The sequence below is a fragment of the Nitrosomonas communis genome, from assembly GCF_001007935.1.
Taxonomy (GTDB): Bacteria; Pseudomonadota; Gammaproteobacteria; order Burkholderiales; family Nitrosomonadaceae; genus Nitrosomonas; species Nitrosomonas communis.
This window is the reverse complement of sequence record NZ_CP011451.1, coordinates 3,487,041-3,504,757: the sequence shown is the minus strand read 5'-3', so window position 1 is coordinate 3,504,757 and position 17,717 is coordinate 3,487,041. Positions and strand designations below refer to the sequence as shown.

At 44.9% G+C, this 17,717-nt stretch carries 14 protein-coding genes; 11 read left to right on the top strand and 3 right to left on the bottom strand.

What is annotated here, in order from left to right; genetic code table 11:
* The first annotated feature begins 33 nt into the window (after nt 1-33).
* The 9 genes from AAW31_RS15715 (at nt 34) to AAW31_RS15675 (ending at nt 9,318) form a co-directional block, all read left to right on the top strand.
* Nucleotides 34-660, top strand: coding sequence for a phosphoribosylanthranilate isomerase (locus tag AAW31_RS15715; RefSeq protein ID WP_046850954.1), 627 nt, complete (start codon nt 34-36; stop codon nt 658-660).
* Nucleotides 647-1,849, top strand: a complete 1,203-nt coding sequence (gene trpB / locus AAW31_RS15710) for a tryptophan synthase subunit beta (protein WP_200899653.1) — start codon at nt 647-649, stop codon at nt 1,847-1,849. The genes AAW31_RS15715 and trpB overlap by 14 nt, the downstream gene beginning before the upstream one ends.
* Before the next feature lie 103 nt (nt 1,850-1,952).
* On the top strand, nt 1,953-2,795 hold the full coding sequence (trpA, locus tag AAW31_RS15705; protein ID WP_046850953.1) for a tryptophan synthase subunit alpha: 843 nt from the start codon (nt 1,953-1,955) through the stop codon (nt 2,793-2,795).
* Nucleotides 2,792-3,688 (top strand): acetyl-CoA carboxylase, carboxyltransferase subunit beta, encoded by an 897-nt coding sequence (accD, locus tag AAW31_RS15700; protein ID WP_046850952.1) that lies wholly within the window; start codon nt 2,792-2,794, stop codon nt 3,686-3,688. The genes trpA and accD overlap by 4 nt, the downstream gene beginning before the upstream one ends.
* A 99-nt stretch (nt 3,689-3,787) precedes the next feature.
* Nucleotides 3,788-5,080, top strand: a complete 1,293-nt coding sequence (gene folC / locus AAW31_RS15695) for a bifunctional tetrahydrofolate synthase/dihydrofolate synthase (RefSeq protein WP_046850951.1) — start codon at nt 3,788-3,790, stop codon at nt 5,078-5,080.
* Between the two features lie 28 nt (nt 5,081-5,108).
* Complete coding sequence (locus AAW31_RS15690) at nt 5,109-5,864, top strand: SPOR domain-containing protein (RefSeq protein ID WP_046850950.1); 756 nt, start codon at nt 5,109-5,111, stop codon at nt 5,862-5,864.
* Between the two features lie 36 nt (nt 5,865-5,900).
* Nucleotides 5,901-6,395, top strand: a complete 495-nt coding sequence (locus AAW31_RS15685; protein ID WP_046850949.1) for a CvpA family protein — start codon at nt 5,901-5,903, stop codon at nt 6,393-6,395.
* 135 nt (nt 6,396-6,530) lie between these two features.
* Nucleotides 6,531-8,054 (top strand): amidophosphoribosyltransferase, encoded by a 1,524-nt coding sequence (purF, locus tag AAW31_RS15680; RefSeq protein ID WP_046850948.1) that lies wholly within the window; start codon nt 6,531-6,533, stop codon nt 8,052-8,054.
* A gap of 82 nt (nt 8,055-8,136) precedes the next feature.
* Nucleotides 8,137-9,318, top strand: coding sequence for an O-succinylhomoserine sulfhydrylase (locus tag AAW31_RS15675; RefSeq protein ID WP_046850947.1), 1,182 nt, complete (start codon nt 8,137-8,139; stop codon nt 9,316-9,318).
* 7 nt (nt 9,319-9,325) lie between these two features.
* Here the strand turns inward: AAW31_RS15675 and AAW31_RS15670 are convergent, their stop codons facing one another.
* Nucleotides 9,326-9,817, bottom strand: coding sequence for a peptidylprolyl isomerase (locus AAW31_RS15670; protein WP_046850946.1), 492 nt, complete (start codon nt 9,815-9,817; stop codon nt 9,326-9,328).
* A gap of 17 nt (nt 9,818-9,834) precedes the next feature.
* Nucleotides 9,835-10,410, bottom strand: coding sequence for a peptidylprolyl isomerase (locus AAW31_RS15665; RefSeq protein WP_046850945.1), 576 nt, complete (start codon nt 10,408-10,410; stop codon nt 9,835-9,837).
* 200 nt (nt 10,411-10,610) lie between these two features.
* On the opposite strand from AAW31_RS15665, the gene cysS reads away from it, so the two are divergent.
* Nucleotides 10,611-11,987: a cysteine--tRNA ligase gene (cysS, locus tag AAW31_RS15660; RefSeq protein WP_046850944.1), complete on the top strand. Its 1,377-nt coding sequence runs from the start codon at nt 10,611-10,613 to the stop codon at nt 11,985-11,987.
* Between the two features lie 60 nt (nt 11,988-12,047).
* On the opposite strand, the gene AAW31_RS15655 is transcribed toward cysS, so the two are convergent.
* Entirely contained in the window at nt 12,048-13,595 is a 1,548-nt protein-coding gene (locus AAW31_RS15655) for a bifunctional ADP-dependent NAD(P)H-hydrate dehydratase/NAD(P)H-hydrate epimerase (protein ID WP_046850943.1), read from the bottom strand.
* Nucleotides 13,596-13,658: 63 nt separating this feature from the next.
* Between AAW31_RS15655 and purL the strand changes: the two genes are divergently transcribed.
* The gene (purL, locus tag AAW31_RS15650; RefSeq protein ID WP_046850942.1) at nt 13,659-17,645 is read left to right on the top strand and encodes a phosphoribosylformylglycinamidine synthase; all 3,987 of its coding nucleotides are present in this window, start codon (nt 13,659-13,661) and stop codon (nt 17,643-17,645) included.
* Nucleotides 17,646-17,717: the final 72 nt, after the last annotated feature.

Here is a 17,717-nt window from a genome sequence, read left to right as displayed (position 1 = left end):
ATATTTATATGTTATTGATGGAGTGAGTGTTTTGTGTCGGTTCGGGTAAAGATTTGTGGTATAACACGTGTTGAAGATGCACTCGTAGCGGTACAGCACGGAGCAGATGCGATTGGATTCGTTTTCTGGCGCCAGAGTACACGTTTTATTTCGCCTGCCCAGGCACGTGAGATTGTAGTGCGTTTACCGCCTTTTGTGAATGTAGTCGGTGTTTATGTTGATCCGTCTCCAGAATGGGTAGAGGAAACATCCATCACAGCTGGACTGAGTTTACTCCAGTTTCATGGGGAAGAGACGCCTGAGTTCTGTAATCAATTTAAATTGCCTTATATTAAAGCTTTGCGTGTCAGGAGGGAGATGAATTTGTTACAATACGCAGAGCTTTACCAGAATGCCAAAGGATTATTACTAGATGCTTATACGGCAGGAATGCCAGGTGGAACTGGTCAGGTGTTTGACTGGAGTTTGATTCCAACGGATTTTCCTCTGCCACTCGTGCTTTCAGGCGGCCTTAATTCTGATAATGTGGTGAATGCGATTAGGCAAGTTCGACCATGGGCCGTCGATGTATCCAGTGGGGTAGAAGCCAGAAAAGGCATTAAGGATGTGAATAAAATTTCTGCTTTTATGCAAGGAGTCAAGAATTGTGAAGATTTATGATCTTCCTGATAAACACGGACATTTTGGTCCGTATGGTGGTACATTTGTAGCAGAAACACTTATTGCGGCACTGGATGAATTGCTTGCTCAGTATCAGCATTTTCGCGATGAGGCCGATTTCCAGGCAGAATTCACTCATGAACTTAAGCATTACGTCGGACGACCTAGCCCGATTTATCATGCCAAGCGTTGGTCAGCTCATCTTGGTGGCGCCCAAATCCTGCTCAAGCGGGAAGATCTGAATCATACCGGTGCCCATAAGATAAACAATACCGTAGGACAAGCATTGCTAGCAAAACGCATGGGCAAAACTCGAGTGATTGCTGAGACAGGTGCGGGTCAACACGGGGTAGCAAGTGCGACAGTTGCTGCACGTTATGGCATGGAATGCATCGTTTACATGGGCTCGGAGGATGTGAAACGTCAGGCAACGAATGTTTATCGAATGAAGTTGCTGGGTGCGACAGTCATTCCGGTTGAGTCTGGTTCCCGTACGCTTAAGGACGCGTTAAATGAAGCGATGCGAGACTGGGTGACCAATGTTGAAAATACTTATTACATCATTGGCACGGTTGCTGGTCCCCATCCCTATCCAATGATGGTGCGAGATTTTCAAGCTGTCATTGGGCGAGAAGCCAGAGTGCAAATGGAAGAGGAATACGGGCGCCAACCCGATGCATTGATTGCCTGTGTAGGAGGCGGATCAAATGCTATTGGTTTATTTTATCCTTATATACAGGATAACAATGTGCGCATGATAGGTGTAGAAGCTGCAGGTAAGGGAATTAATACCCACCAGCACGCTGCCACCTTGGTAACCGGCAGGCCAGGTGTCCTGCATGGCAATCGTACTTACTTGATCCAGGATGACAATGGTCAGATCATTGAAACTCACTCTATTTCTGCTGGATTGGATTATCCTGGTGTAGGCCCTGAACATTCATGGCTCAAAGACTGGGGTCGAGCCGAATATGTAGCTATAACGGATGACGAGGCACTATCAGCATTTCATGCTTTATGCCGATTTGAAGGAATTATCCCGGCACTTGAATCAAGCCATGCCTTAGCTTATGCGGCTAAACTTGCGCCTACCCTTGGGAAAGATCAATTGCTGTTGGTTAATCTATCAGGACGGGGTGACAAAGATATGATTACTGTTGCGCAGCAGTCCGGGATAGTATTTGAATAAAATCTTCCTTAGCTTAGTGAAGAGATCCGAGATGCGCAATAATAAGATGCCTAATCCAAAAGCAATGTTCGCTTTGCATTGACTGACTTATATTTATTTAAAGATGAACCGTATCACATCAACTTTTTCTATCCTCAAAGCGCAAAATAAAAAAGCACTGATTCCATTTATTACTGCAGGTGATCCAGAACCGGAAATGACGGTTATGTTGATGCATGCGCTGGTGCAAGCAGGGGCTGATATTATTGAATTAGGGGTACCCTTTTCTGATCCGATGGCAGATGGTCCGACCATTCAGCGTTCCTCTGAAAGGGCGCTGCACTATCACATTGGTTTAGCAGATGTATTGACCATGGTAGCCGAATTTAGAAAAACGGATTCAGTTACGCCCGTAGTATTAATGGGTTATGCTAATCCAGTCGAGGCGATGGGACATGGCAATTTTGCGCTGACAGCCAAGGAAGCCGGCGTGGATGGTGTCTTAATTGTTGATTATCCGCCTGAGGAATGTGAAAAATGGGTGCAACAACTCCAAGAGCAAAAGATCGATCCGATTTTTTTATTGTCACCGACGACACCTAAAAGACGGGTGGAGAAAGTAGCAAAACTGGCAAAAGGCTATGTTTATTATGTGTCACTAAAAGGCGTCACAGGGGCCTCGCATCTTAATTTAGTCGATGTAAGCAATAAACTGGCAGAGGTGCGCTCACTCATCTCTATTCCGATTGGAGTTGGATTTGGGATACGGGATAGCGTGGCAGCAAGGGCAGTTTCTGAGCTAGCCGATGCAGTGGTGGTAGGGAGTCGTATTATCGAAGAAATTGAAAATTCCACTCGTTCTGCTTTGTTGGATAATATCAATGATTTAGTAAAATCCTTACGTGTAGCGCTTGACGAAGTCAACAGCGCAAATTCATCTCAAATTGTGAATGCTGGCAAGCTATGAGCTGGTTCCAACGTATTATCCCGCCCAAAATCAAGCGTAAAGAAAATGGTGAAAAGAAGGCGGTACCGGGAGGATTATGGAGTAAGTGCGCTTCTTGTGAGGCAGTATTGTATTACACCGATCTGGTTAAAAATCTAGATGTTTGCCCTAAGTGCAGTTATCACAATCGTATTTCTGCTAGAAAACGAATTGATATGCTGCTGGATCCAGAGGAACGTAGTGAAATTGGAGCAGAAATAGCGCCACAGGATCCCCTCAAATTTAAAGATAGCAAGCGTTATATTGATCGATTGACTCAAGCTAATGAGAGTACAAATGAAGATGATGCGCTTGTAGTCATGCGAGGAAGCATCAGAGCCGTGCCAGTGGTTGTGGCCGCTTTCGAGTTTGGTTTTATGGGAGGCTCCATGGGCTCGGTCGTTGGTGAGCGCTTTGTCCGTGGTGTACAAGTTTGTATCGAGCAACATCTGCCTTTTGTATGTTTTGCTGCGAGTGGGGGGGCACGCATGCAGGAAGGATTGTTTTCGCTGATGCAGATGGCAAAGACATCAGCAGCGCTTACACAACTCAATAAGGAAAGATTGCCTTTTATTTCAGTTTTGACTGACCCAACTATGGGCGGTGTTTCAGCAAGTTTTGCTTTTATTGGGGATATCGTTATTGCTGAACCGGGAGCATTGATTGGTTTTGCAGGACCACGCGTGATTGAGCAAACAGTGCGCCAGACGCTTCCTGATGGTTTCCAACGAGCCGAGTTTTTACTGGAGCATGGTGCAATAGACCTTATTGTCGATCGTAGAGAGATACGCGATAAACTGGTCAATTTGTGCACGTTATTAATGCGCATACCAGCTTCTGTCTCTCAGTTAACTGTAACTGCCTCTCATGATTAGAACGAAATTTGATAAGCCATTATATTAATATCTGATCTAATTAATTGATAGCCTCGTCTTACTGCTATGCAACTATTTTTGGTTTGTTGAGATATCTCGATGGCGGAAAAAACCGCAAAGCCTACCTCGCTAATTGATTGGCTGCTGTATCTTGAACATCTCCATCCCAAAGCGATCGATATGGGATTGGATCGAGTAAGGCAAGTGAAAGACACTGCGGACCTTATTCCGAGATTTCCGCTCATAGCGGTCGGAGGTACTAATGGGAAAGGTTCAGTCTGTACCATGCTCGAGTCAATTCTGAGTTGTGCGGGATATCGCGTGGGATGTTATACCTCTCCTCATTTGCTGGAATATAACGAGCGTATTCGTATTGAGCAAAGAGCGGTTTCAGATGAGGAGCTTTGTTGCGCTTTTGATGTCATAGAAGCCGCCAGATCTCGCTGTAACCTTTCTCTGACTTATTTTGAGTTTGGAACACTGGCAGCAATGTATCTTTTTGCTCAATTAAAAGTGGATGTCGCGATTCTGGAAGTAGGGTTAGGAGGGCGTTTGGATGCTGTCAACGTGTTCGATGCAGATTGTGCCATATTAACTAATATTGATTTAGATCATATGGATTATCTCGGCAGCACACGGGAAGAAATCGGAATTGAAAAGGTAGGGATTTTTAGAAAGGATAAAATTGCTATCTGTGGTGAGACAAATCTTCCAGAAGGCGTACGTAAACAGATAACTACCATTGGTGCAAAATTGAGTTGCATGGGTGAGGATTTTGATTATAAGGCCGATATGATTCAATGGAATTACAAGGGACCAAGAAGTAGCTATTCTTCCTTACCTTATCCAGCTTTACGTGGAAGTTATCAGCTAAAAAATGCCAGTGTCTGTTTGACTGCATTGGATATGCTCAGAGACAAACTGCCAGTTACTGCAAATGACATTCGACGAGGGCTGTTAGAAATAACTTTGCCGGGCAGATTTCAGGTTTTACCAGGAAAACCGATGACAATTTTAGATGTGGCGCATAATCCTGCGGCTGCACGAGTACTAGCTGATAATCTTGGCGCTTTAGGTTTTCATCAGTATACTTATGGCGTTATTGGCATGTTAAAAGACAAGGATATCGCTTCCGTTGTGCTGGCTTTGAAAATGTGCGTAAACACTTGGCTGATAGCAAGTACGCATACTTCCCGTGGTGCCTCTGCTGATGAAATCATTCAAGCGCTAAAAAAAGTAGGAATAACAGATAAAGATAAGATTCATGTTTTTCCAAATGCGTCAGCAGCTTATGTTTTTGCTCGTGAGCATGCGGCCGAGAATGATAGAATATGTGTCTTTGGCTCGTTTTATACAGTGAGTGCTGTATTAGGGGTATTACAGAAGAGCTAAGTTATAAATGATCAAAAGGTAACTTCAGATGGTCAAGAATGTTAGTGAAGAAGAAGCATTGCTAAGAAAACGTGCGCGCAGACGTTTAGTAGGGGCGGTCACATTGGTGATTCTATCTGTGGTATTTTTACCTATGATTCTTGACAGTGAGCCGAAACAAGAGCAGCAAGAAGTTGATATTCTAATTCCGTCAGAAGATGTGGTAAGTGAATCCATTCCGTGGATGACGCCTGGGGAACCCATCGATCAGGATAGCAACGCAGGTACGGGATCGGGAGAACTCTTGCCATTCAGCGTGCCAGAATTTCCACAATCAGATGATGAATCGACGGAGGGATATAGTGTTTCACGTATTCCGATACCTTCTTCCAAACCTCGATTTAATAAACCTGTAACTCAAACTAATAAATCCTCAATTCAAGCTGCAAGACCAGAATCTCCCAAGGTTCAAGCTGCAAAACCAGAATCTATTCAAGCTGCAAAACCAGAATCTATTCAAGCTGCAAAACCAGAATCTGTACAAACAGCAAAAACAGAGTCTCCTAATAAGGTGGAGGGAAAATTTGTAATACAGCTGGGCGCATTTGCTGATCCAACCAAGGCGAAGCAGCAGCAACAGAATCTTGCGGCTAGCGGCGTTGACGCTTATATTGAAACAATAAAAGTAGGTGGAAATGAAATGGTTCGTGTGCGTGTCGGCCCTTTCCCAACACGGAAGGCAGCAGAAGAGGGATATGAAAAATTGAAGAAAATGGGGTTGAGTGGCGTGGTAACCAGTAGATAATTTGGACTGATTCATCTTATCTTAAAGTGATAGTAAATGACCATTTTTGATTATATAGTTTTAGGTATAGTTTTCATTTCTGTCCTTATTAGTATTACTCGTGGTGTGGTACGTGAAGTAGTGTCATTACTTGGCTGGATCATAGCTTTTTTCATAGCAAGCCATTATGCGGCAAATTTTGAACCACTCTTACCTCAGACCATTGAAGATGGCTCTCTGCGTATGTTGATTGTATTTGTGATGACCTTTTTTGCAGCTCTAATAGTAGTAATGGTGATTTCACTGCTGTTATCCAAATTGGTCAGTAGTGTCGGCCTTGGTTTGATCGATAGAATTCTGGGGGCAGTATTTGGTTTTGCGCGCGGAGTGTTAATTGTCTTATTTATAATAATAGCGGCAGGTTTTACTGCTTTGCCGCAACAATCTTTCTGGCAACAAGCTTTACTGAGAGAGCCACTGGAGAAGATAGCGACACAAGCAATTCAGTGGTTGCCACAAAATCTCAAAGAGTATATAAGTTTTAATAAATGATCGATACGGATTGCGGGGATGAAATAGATAAACCTATTGCTCAGAGAAATACATCCATTGGGAGCCTTTCAGATTCATTATGAAGAGCTTATTTTCTTTTTTTTGTAGTTCAACAAGCTTATTCCGAGGTTAATTATGTGTGGAATTCTCGGTATAGTTACTCAATCACCAGTCAACCAGATACTTTATGATGGTTTGTTAATGTTACAGCACCGTGGGCAGGATGCGGCGGGTATTGTGACAGCGCAGGAAAACACTTTCCATATGCATAAAGGGTTGGGTATGGTAAGAGATGTTTTCCGCACGCGTAACATGCGTGCTCTACCAGGTAATATGGGAATTGCTCATGTGCGCTATCCAACCGCTGGTTCTGCAGAATCGGCAGCTGAGGCGCAGCCGTTCTATGTCAATTCACCCTTCGGGATTGTGTTGGGGCATAATGGTAATTTGACTAATGCAGCAGAGCTTGATAAGCAATTATTTCAATCAGATCGACGCCATGTCAATACGCATTCTGATTCAGAAGTGTTACTGAATGTGTTGGCGCATGAATTACAGGAATGTGCTTCAAGCTATCAGTTAGATCCTGCTACCATTTTTGCTGCAGTTTCTGGTGTCCATCGCCGTTGTCAAGGTGCCTACGCAGTAATCGCAATGATTGCTGGCTCTGGCTTGCTGGCTTTTCGTGACCCCTATGGCATTCGCCCTTTAGTTTTTGGTAAAACAGAAACAGATCATGGGATAGAGTATATGGTAGCATCCGAAAGCGTGGCCCTCGATACATTAGGCTTCAAACTGATTCGTGATGTGGAGCCAGGAGAAGCAATTTTTATTGATGATAAAAGCAATTTCTATAGTAAACAGTGCGCAGTCAACCCTGATCTTAATCCATGTATATTTGAGTATGTTTATCTGGCACGCCCGGATTCCATCATGGATGGTATTTCCGTATACGAAAGTCGGCTCAATATGGGGAGCAGTCTTGGGGATAAAATAAAAAAAACGATGCGGCACCTTGATATCGATGTCGTGATTCCCATCCCGGACTCAAGCCGCCCAAGTGCCCTACAACTCGCTAATTGTCTTGGCATCGATTTTCGTGAAGGCTTTGTTAAAAATCGTTATATCGGTAGAACTTTTATTATGCCGGGTCAGCAACATCGACGTAGGTCTGTCCGCCAGAAGCTCAATGCAATCAGTATTGAGTTTCGTGGAAAGAATGTATTGTTGGTAGATGATTCCATCGTCAGAGGAACGACCAGTCGAGAGATCGTACAAATGGCGCAAGAAGCGGGGGCGCATAAGGTATATTTTGCATCAGCAGCACCTCCCGTTCGTTTCCCGAATGTTTATGGGATTGATATGCCGACCCGGCAAGAATTAATTGCAACCGGCCGCGATAATGATGAGATTTGCCGCGAGATCGGGGCGGATGGTCTTGTCTACCAGGATCTTGAGTCTCTCAAAAAGGCGATATCATCGGTAGATTCGCTCGTGAAGAACTTTGAAAGTTCTTGCTTTGATGGGGATTATATAACTAAGGATGTTACCCCAGAATATTTAGCCAGGATTGAATCGCAGCGTAATTCTGGTTTAAAAGTATCTCGATCTAATAGATATAGTACTCAGCTTGATCTGGGGCTGATATTGACGGATTAATAGAAAAAAACTGACTGAGCAGGATCATTAATTATTGCTTCCGGATAACAAGCAAACAAATTAAATTTGGAGAAAAATCGGGATGTTGGATGATTTAGAGCCAGAAACGTTAGCACTACATACAGGAATTCATCGCAGCCAATTCAATGAGCATTCTGAGGCAATCTATCTTACTTCCAGCTTTGTTTTTGAAAGTGCAGCTCAGGCAGCTGCACGTTTCTCAGGCGAAGAATCCGGAAATATTTACTCGCGCTTTACCAATCCTACCGTCACGGCCATGCAAGAGCGACTTGCTGCATTGGAAGGAGCTGAAGCATGCGTGGCGACATCTTCCGGCATGTCAGCCATACTTGCCTGTGTGATGGGATTACTGTCAGCTGGAGATCATATTATTGCCTCGCGTAGTTTATTCGGCGCAACGGTTAATCTCTTTTCCAATATCCTCAATCGCTTCAACATTCAAACGACTTTTGTGTCTGCTACCGATATTGATGAATGGCGCTCGGCAGTCAAGGTGAATACCAAGCTGTTATTCCTGGAAACGCCTTCCAATCCATTGACTGAGATCTCCGATATCTCGGCATTGTCAGCAGTTGCCAAGCAAGCGAATGCATGGTTGGTGGTAGATAATTGTTTTTGTACGCCTATATTACAGAAACCTTTGGAGTTGGGTGCTGATCTAGTGGTCCATTCTGCAACGAAGTATCTGGACGGCCAAGGCAGAGTACTCGGTGGAGCGGTACTGGGTAAACGCGATTTGCTGATGGACGGCGGTATTTTTAGTTTTCTACGTACAGCCGGGCCCACATTGAGTGCATTTAATGCATGGGTTATTCTGAAAGGACTGGAGACGCTCAAAATCAGAATGGATGCACATTGTGCGCATGCCATGGAAATTGCGCACTGGCTAGAAAAGCAAAAGAACGTAACGCGTGTTTTTTATCCGGGGCTGTCGTCTCATCCACAGTATGAACTGGCCAGGCGTCAGCAAACAGCTGGAGGAGGAGGCATTGTCACCTTTGAGGTAGAAGGTGGAAAAGAAGCTGCGTGGCGCGTCATAGATAGTGCAAGATTAATTTCGATCACGGCTAATCTGGGTGATACTAAGAGCACATTGACCCATCCTGCTACAACTACACATGGTCGAATCAGCCAAGAAGCGCGTGATGCAGCAGGAATTACGGGTGGGTTATTGCGTATTGCTGTAGGTCTCGAATCCCCGCAAGATATTAAAGCAGATCTGGCGCGGGGGTTATTATCTTGATCCAAAGTTAGCAGATTTCAGCTTTTGTGATGATGACGTCCTCCAGTGGCACATTCTGGTGCCCAGCATTGTTCCCTGTTTTTACTTTCTTGATTTTATCAACGACATCCTTTCCTTCGACTACTTTACCAAAGACACAATAGCCAAAACCCTGAGTGGTAGGGGCAGTATAATTAAGGAAATTATTATCGTTAACGTTAATAAAAAACTGAGAGGTGGCTGAATCCACATCGGATGTCCTCGCCATGGCTATAGTATAGGCATCATTTTTAAGACCATTGGCAGCTTCATTCTTGATAGGAGCCAGGGTTTTTTTTTGTTTCATGCCCGGCTCGTAGCCACCACCCTGGATCATAAACCCATCTATGACGCGATGAAATAATGTATTGTCATAGTGTCCATTATTAACGTAATTCAGGAAATTTTGCGCGGTAATGGGAGCTTTGTCGCTATCAAGCTCTATTCCAATGACTCCATAATTAGTATGTAGCTTTATCATGTTTATTCCTAATTGAGTTAATGATCAGGAGAATCTGAGAGAAGTTCGATAGATTCGATAACAATAGTATTTTTCGGCACATCGCTCGCAAACATTCCCTTTGGTCCTGTCGGTGTCGTGGCTATTTTATTGACGACTTCCATACCTTCAGTCACTTTGCCAAATACTGTGTAACCATATCCTTGTATGGTTGGGGCAGTATGATTGAGAAATGAATTATTCGCAACATTGATAAAGAATTGGGCGGTTGCTGAGTGCGGTTGATTGGTTCTTGCCATAGCTATGGTGCCGATTTCATTTTTTAATCCGTTAGCAGCCTCGTTCTCAATAGGTTGTTTTGTTGGCTTCTGGGTGAGCGATTGATCGAATCCTCCTCCCTGGATCATAAAGTTTGCGATAACACGATGAAATATCGTGCCATTATAAAAACCTTCATTGACGTAATTTAAAAAATTCTCTACTGTTTTAGGCGCTTTCTCAGGATAAAGTTCCACGATGATGGGGCCTAGATTGGTATTTATTCTGATTTTTGGCGGAGCAGCAAAAAGTGTTGTACTGATCATCAGTAACATGACAATGAGAAATCGGGTCATGGTGTCATTCCTATTCAATGAGTGGAGTGCATACGCCGGTTCAAAAAGTAATCCTTCCCTTGTGTTACAATTCCCCGGTTTTGCTATGAGGTAAGATGGAGCTTTATCTTTTATTTTAAGGATAAAATTCTATAATTAACGGATTCTACCAAGAAGATCGTTCCCCTCACAATCATTCATTCGCTTATTCATTCATTGCGATGCTTAAAATTTATAACACCCTAACTCGTAAAAAAGAGAAATTTGTCCCGATTAAACCTGGTGAAGTCAGAATGTATGTGTGCGGGATGACAGTATATGATTACTGTCATTTGGGTCATGCTCGTGTCCTGGTGGTTTTTGATACGGTTGTGCGCTGGCTAGAAGTAATGGGTTTCAAGGTAACCTATGTGCGTAATATCACTGATATCGACGACAAAATCATAAAACGTGCGCAGGAAAATGGTGAAACTATCAATACCTTGACCCAACGTTATATCGATGCCATGTATGAAGATGCCGCGCGGTTGGGCGTTGCTCAGCCTACATACGAACCTCGTGCTACTCAATGTATCGAGGATATGATTGGCATGATACTCACCCTCATTCAGAAGGGGCTTGCGTATGTTGCAGCTAATGGCGACGTGTTTTATTCAGTTCATCAATTTCCGCATTATGGAAAACTTTCTGGCAAATCACTCGAAGATCTACGTGCGGGTGAACGTGTAGACATCGATTTCAATAAAAAAGATCCATTGGATTTTGTGCTATGGAAAGCTGCTAAAGCCGGTGAACCTTGCTGGGACTCTCCCTGGGGGAAAGGACGGCCGGGCTGGCATATTGAATGTTCAGCGATGAGTGAGCATTATCTGGGTGAACACTTTGATATTCATGGCGGTGGTCAGGATCTACAATTTCCACATCATGAGAATGAAATAGCGCAAAGCGAAGGTGCACACGATCATGCTTACGTTAACTATTGGATGCATAATGGCTTTGTACGTGTTGATAACGAAAAGATGTCCAAATCATTGGGTAACTTTTTTACAGTACGGGAAGTGCTCGCGCGCTATCAACCGGAAGTTGTACGTTTCTTCATTTTACGTGCGCATTATCGAAGCCCCCTTAATTATTCAGATGAGCATCTCAATGATGCCAGGAATGCGCTTGATCGGCTTTATATCGCTTTGAAAGAGTATAGCTTGCCATCCACCGAAATAAACTGGGATGAGTCGTATGCTGAACGATTCAAGGCAGCGATGAACGACGATTTCAATACAGCCGAAGCTATCGCTGTCCTGTTTGATCTTGCCGGGGAGATCAATCGAACGAATAATGCTCAGCTTGCAGTCCTGCTTAAAGCATTAGGTGGCACCTTAGGTTTGTTGCAGCAGAATCCGCAAGCTTATCTCCAAAACTTACATTCAGCAGAAAAAAATTTGTTTTCTCAGGAAGCGATTGAACAAATGATTCAGCAGCGTTTAGACGCGCGCAAGAACCGAGATTTTGTTCAAGCTGACAATATCCGTAAACAACTGGCAGCCGCAGGCATTATTCTGGAAGATAGTGTGCAGGGGACAACCTGGCGTCGTCAGTAATATCTTTTATGTAAAAATATGAGATTTTATTTTTTTTCAGTGAGTACGGAAATTAAATGATCAATAAATGCTATACGCATGAGAATATCTGAAGCGAGCATGATGGCCATATACCCACTGATTCAAGAGATGACGAGCTGAATCAATAATTTCCGATGCTGTCATCCCTATTGGACCAGCCAGAGTTTCAAGCAGGGCATCCGCTGCTGCACCATGCAGATAAACAGCCAGTAGTAATGCGTTCTCTGAAGTTAACCCCTGAGCGAGTAGCGCGCCGGTCATGCCGGAAAGCACATCACCTGTTCCCGCGCTGCTTAAGCCAGGGTTGCCACTGGCATTAAAATAACAATGACCGTTTGGAAATGCACAGATGCTTCCTGCCCCTTTCAGCACAACTGAACAATTGAAATTCCTGGCTAGATCCTCTGCTGCTTGCATACGGTGGTTCTGAACGGTGGCAATATCGGTACCGAGCAGCCGTGCTGCTTCAGCAGCATGCGGCGTGAGAAGAGAGGGCGCATGGCGGCTACGTAATGCGCTCGCGAGCTCGGAATGGTGTGCAATCAGATTGAGGGCGTCTGCGTCCAAAACCACGGGTAAGGAAGTCTGCAAAGTTTCTTCCAGGCAAAGACAGGCCGAGATTTCCTTTCCGAGTCCAGGACCCACGATCAGACAAGTGAGATGATCAAGCTCGAATAGCTCGTCCACTGGACGCAGCATGAGCTCTGGCTGTGCTGGGTCGACAGTTGACGGTTGATTGGCAAGCAGGCCAAGGTAGACTCGCCCGGCTCCCAATTTAAGTGCGGCTGAGCCTGCTAATAGCGCCGCCCCGACCATGCCTGATGCTCCTCCTATGATCCCCACGCTGCCAAAGATGCCTTTATGACTGTTAGCTGGGCGGGGAGCAGGCAATAAAGTTTTTATCAGGGATTGATCCAGTAGCCATGATTGTGGACTTTTCATAGAGACTGCGTCGAGATCCAGATCACATAAAATGATTTCTCCGGCATATTCGCAGCCATCATGCGTCAGAAGGCCTGGCTTCAGACCAATGAAAGTAGCCGTGATCGTTGCTTTGATGGCAGTACTCGGTGCGATTCCGTTATCGGCACTGAGGCCACTGGGAATATCGAGCGCAAGTACGGGTAAATTCATATGGTTAACGGCTGCGATCAGGCGCTGATATTTTTCATCTAATGGATATTTATCAGGGTTCAGGCCAATGCCGAATAATCCGTCGATGATGACATGCCACGAACCGGAAGAGGGGATATCGTTATGTAATTCTCCTCCTGCGTTCAGCCAGTTTTGTAAAGCCTGCTTGGCATCTTGCGATAATTTAGAGGGGTCACCAGTAAAAATAGTAGTGACCTGAAAACCCCATGCGCGCAAATAGCGTGCCGTCACAAAGGCATCTCCTCCATTATTGCCTGGTCCGGCTAGCACCAGGAGGTTGCTTTTATCGTTACTGAGCAGTTTATTTTTGGTGATATGAGCAGCCGCTAATCCAGCTTTTTCCATGAGATTCGGAGGATTAGGTCGAGCGGCAGCAAGCTGTTCGATTTCACGAATGTCAGCAGTGGAATAGAGAGGGATCGGGTTATTCATCTGATTGGGTGTCTTCTCGTGTAAAATAATTATTCTTAATTTAACTTACTATAATTTTGATTGATGTTGCAATTTCGAGGCCATAAGGCGCTATCTCACTTTCGATTACAAAAATTATCTGATCTGATCAAATCCATCGTACCCGAAATTTCGGTTATTGACGCTGAGTATTGGTATTTTTGTAAAATAAAACGCGATTTGAAGCAAAATGAACTCAATATTCTGCAGAAGTTACTTGGCATTGATCCAGCGCGACAACCGCCTGTACCGAAAGGTGAGTTTTTGTTAGTTGTACCGCGCCCCGGTACCATTTCACCCTGGTCATCTAAGGCAACGGACATTGTTCATCATTGTGGAGTCGATGTGATTGAAAGAGTAGAGCGAGGGATTGCATTTTATGTCCAGCATGAAGCGGCGTTTTCTAAAGAGAACAGGCGTGCAATCGAGGCAATTCTATATGATCGCATGACTGAAGCGGTTTTTTATTCTTTGTCTGAAGCAGTGGCTTTGTTCCATCATGTGGAACCGGCACTGCTTAAAGAAATCAATATCTTCAAAGAAGACAAGACGGCTCTGGTTAAGGCTAATCAAGCAATGGGGTTAGCCTTATCTCCTGATGAAATTGATTATCTCCTGGATTATTTTCTTCATGTCAGGCGTAATCCTACCGATGTGGAGTTAATGATGTTTGCCCAGGCAAACTCAGAACATTGCCGGCATAAAATTTTTAATGCAGACTGGATTATTGATGGCGAACAAAAAAACCAATCACTGTTTTCAATGATACGTCATACCCATCAACAGCGTCCACAAGGCACCATTGTGGCCTATGCTGATAATGCTGCCATTATCGAAGGGGCAACCATCCATCGCTTCTATCCCGGAAAAAATCACGCTTATGGCTATGCACTAGAGCCTACTCATCTGCTCATAAAAGTGGAAACCCATAATCATCCGACAGCAATTTCTCCTTTTCCAGGAGCCGCAACAGGGGTGGGAGGAGAAATTCGGGATGAGGGAGCAACCGGGCGAGGTGCCAAACCCAAAGCTGGATTAACCGGTTTCTCTGTGTCCAATTTGCGTATTCCGGATTTTATTCAGCCTTGGGAAACATGGCAGGGGCAAAATGGCTATGGCAAGCCTGTACGTATTGCCTCAGCTCTGGAAATTATGTTAACTGGGCCTATTGGTGGTGCTGCGTTTAATAATGAATTTGGCAGACCTAATCTTGCAGGCTATTTTCGCACATTCGAAGCGCAAGTCGCCGGTGAGATGCGGGGCTATCACAAGCCTATCATGCTGGCTGGCGGCATTGGACAGATTTCTGAACGACATACCGCAAAGCAGGATTTCTCAAAAGATGCCTTACTGATTCAACTGGGCGGACCGGGCATGCTGATTGGGCTCGGGGGTGGGGCTGCTTCCAGTATGGATACCGGCACTAATACGGAAGACCTGGATTTTGATTCGGTACAGCGTGGTAATGCCGAAATGCAACGTCGTGCGCAGGAAGTAATCGATCGGTGCTGGCAGCTGGAGCGCAGTGGGCAGCCTAATCCCATTCTTTCGATTCATGATGTCGGTGCAGGCGGCTTATCCAATGCTTTGCCCGAACTTGTTCATGGAGCTGGTTGCGGAGGGCATTTTGATTTACGTGCAATTCCTTTGGAAGAATCCGGTATGTCGCCGATGCAGATTTGGTGTAATGAAGCGCAGGAGCGCTATGTGCTTGCTATTAGACGGGAATCACTGACTTTGTTCCAGACAATTTGTGAACGAGAACGATGCCCTTATGCCGTGGTAGGCGAAGCGATTATTCAGCAGCAACTAATTGTTAATGATGAGAAATCCAGCATCTTGCCGATAAATATGCCGCTTTCGGTATTATTAGGTAAACCGCCCAAAATGACGCGTATCGTCTCGCATATTAGTAGCGTGTTTCCTCCATTTGATCTGACTGAGATACCCTTGCAAGAAGCTGCTTATCGGGTTTTAAGATTGCCTGCTGTCGCAGATAAAACTTTTTTGATCACGATTGGTGACCGTAGTGTGGGTGGAATGACCGCGCGTGATCAGATGGTGGGACCGTGGCAAATACCAGTGGCAGATGTCGCAGTGACAGCCATGGGCTATCAGACTTATCTTGGCGAGGCATTTGCGCTTGGTGAGCGCGCACCTCTGGCATTGATTGATCCAGCGGCCTCTGCGCGGATGGCAGTAGCAGAAGCCATCACTAATATGGCTGCTGCTGCGATAAACGATCTGAGCGAGATCAAACTGTCTGCTAACTGGATGGCAGCTGCCGGGCACGCAGGTGAGGATGCTGCACTCTATGACGCTGTTCATGCTGTGGCGATGGAGTTATGTCCTCAGCTGGGGATTAGTATTCCGGTTGGCAAAGATTCGATGTCCATGAAAACCGCCTGGCAGGAATCAAATGGAAATAAAGGCAGTCAACAAAAAGAGGTGATTGCGCCTCTCTCATTGATTATTTCTGCTTTTGCAAGAGTGCGTGATGTGCGCAAAACGCTTACCCCGCAATTACGTACTGATTGTGGTGAAACCGAGCTTATTCTAATTGATCTAGGAAGCAGGAGAAACCGCTTGGGTGGTTCGGCATTGGCGCAAGTTTATGGGCAATTGGGCAATATTGTCCCAGATATATCGACTATTGCAGAAATAGAAAAACTTAAACGTTTGTTTTCGATCATACAAGAACTGAATTGTGCGGATCAAATTCTAGCTTACCATGACCGTTCAGATGGTGGATTGTTTGTGACTTTGTGCGAGATGACTTTTGCTGGTCATGTGGGCATGACGATCAACCTGGACCCGTTGTGCCTTGATTCATTGGCTAAAGATACCGGTTATGAAATTAAGTCGGAGATGCTGCCTGGCAGATCTTTGGAAAGCGCGATGGCGGCTTTATTTAATGAAGAATTGGGGGCAGTGATTCAGATAAAAAAACAACATGTTGAAACAGTGCTACAAATCCTGTCAGAAGCTGGCCTACGTGATGAGAGCTTTGTGCTGGGTAACCCCAATGAACAGGATGAGATCCGTTTCTTGCTTAACAATAAAATCATTTTTCAAGACAAACGGGTTAATTTGCAGCGTGCCTGGTCAGAAACAACTTACCAGATGCAGAAACTGCGTGACAATCCCGTATGCGCACAACAAGAATTTGATCGTATCCTTGATACTTCTGACCCTGGCTTGAGCGCGGAACTGACTTTTGATATCGAAGAGGATATTGCAGCACCCTTTATCCAAGCCGGTATCCGACCCAAGATGGCCGTTCTGCGTGAGCAAGGGGTAAATGGTCATGTTGAAATGGCGGCCGCCTTTGATCGTGCCGGGTTTGAGGCTGTTGATGTGCATATGAGCGATATCATTACAGGGCGCGTTTCATTGAGCGACTATAAGGGGTTTGCCGCCTGTGGCGGATTTTCTTATGGTGATGTGCTTGGGGCTGGTGAGGGGTGGGCGAAATCTATCTTGTTTAATGCACATGTGCGCAATGAATTTGAATCTTTTTTTGAGCGTAGTGATACTTTTGCACTGGGGGTATGCAATGGCTGCCAGATGATGAGCAATTTGCATGAAATTATTCCAGGTACCGATCATTGGCCGCATTTCGAACGTAATCTATCTGAGCAATTTGAAGCGCGCTTTGTTATGGTTGAGATCCCAAAGAATCCCTCCCTTTTCTTTGATGGCATGGTTGGGAGTTGTTTACCGATCCAGGTAGCACATGGAGAAGGCTATGCAGCCTTCAGCCATAATCAGCAATTGGAATCAGCATTATCCTATGTTCCATTACGCTTTGTTGATCACTACGGTACGGCGACTGAGCGGTATCCATTTAATCCTAATGGTTCACCGCAAGGAATAGCCGGGATGACTTCGACCGATGGTCGGTTTACCATTCTGATGCCGCATCCTGAACGGGTTTTTCGTACCGTTCAGCATTCCTGGCATGTCGATACCTGGCCAGAAGATTCTCCTTGGATGAGGATGTTCAGAAATGCGCGTAAATGGGTAGGGTAAGTGTGTATAACCTATCATGCGCGGTCTTTAATCTTCCTGGGGTACACCTACGTGATTCTCTAGATCATCAAT

What these genes read in the sequence shown, in the direction of transcription:
- trpA (WP_046850953.1), top strand. Translation starts at nt 1,953, where the DNA reads ATGAACCGTATCACATCAACTTTTTCTATCCTCAAAGCGCAAAATAAA.
- accD (WP_046850952.1), top strand. Translation starts at nt 2,792, where the DNA reads ATGAGCTGGTTCCAACGTATTATCCCGCCCAAAATCAAGCGTAAAGAA.
- folC (WP_046850951.1), top strand. Translation starts at nt 3,788, where the DNA reads ATGGCGGAAAAAACCGCAAAGCCTACCTCGCTAATTGATTGGCTGCTG.
- AAW31_RS15690 (WP_046850950.1), top strand. Translation starts at nt 5,109, where the DNA reads ATGGTCAAGAATGTTAGTGAAGAAGAAGCATTGCTAAGAAAACGTGCG.
- AAW31_RS15685 (WP_046850949.1), top strand. Translation starts at nt 5,901, where the DNA reads ATGACCATTTTTGATTATATAGTTTTAGGTATAGTTTTCATTTCTGTC.
- purF (WP_046850948.1), top strand. Translation starts at nt 6,531, where the DNA reads ATGTGTGGAATTCTCGGTATAGTTACTCAATCACCAGTCAACCAGATA.
- AAW31_RS15675 (WP_046850947.1), top strand. Translation starts at nt 8,137, where the DNA reads ATGTTGGATGATTTAGAGCCAGAAACGTTAGCACTACATACAGGAATT.
- AAW31_RS15670 (WP_046850946.1), bottom strand. Translation starts at nt 9,817, where the DNA reads ATGATAAAGCTACATACTAATTATGGAGTCATTGGAATAGAGCTTGAT.
- AAW31_RS15665 (WP_046850945.1), bottom strand. Translation starts at nt 10,410, where the DNA reads ATGACCCGATTTCTCATTGTCATGTTACTGATGATCAGTACAACACTT.
- cysS (WP_046850944.1), top strand. Translation starts at nt 10,611, where the DNA reads ATGCTTAAAATTTATAACACCCTAACTCGTAAAAAAGAGAAATTTGTC.
- AAW31_RS15655 (WP_046850943.1), bottom strand. Translation starts at nt 13,595, where the DNA reads ATGAATAACCCGATCCCTCTCTATTCCACTGCTGACATTCGTGAAATC.
- purL (WP_046850942.1), top strand. Translation starts at nt 13,659, where the DNA reads ATGTTGCAATTTCGAGGCCATAAGGCGCTATCTCACTTTCGATTACAA.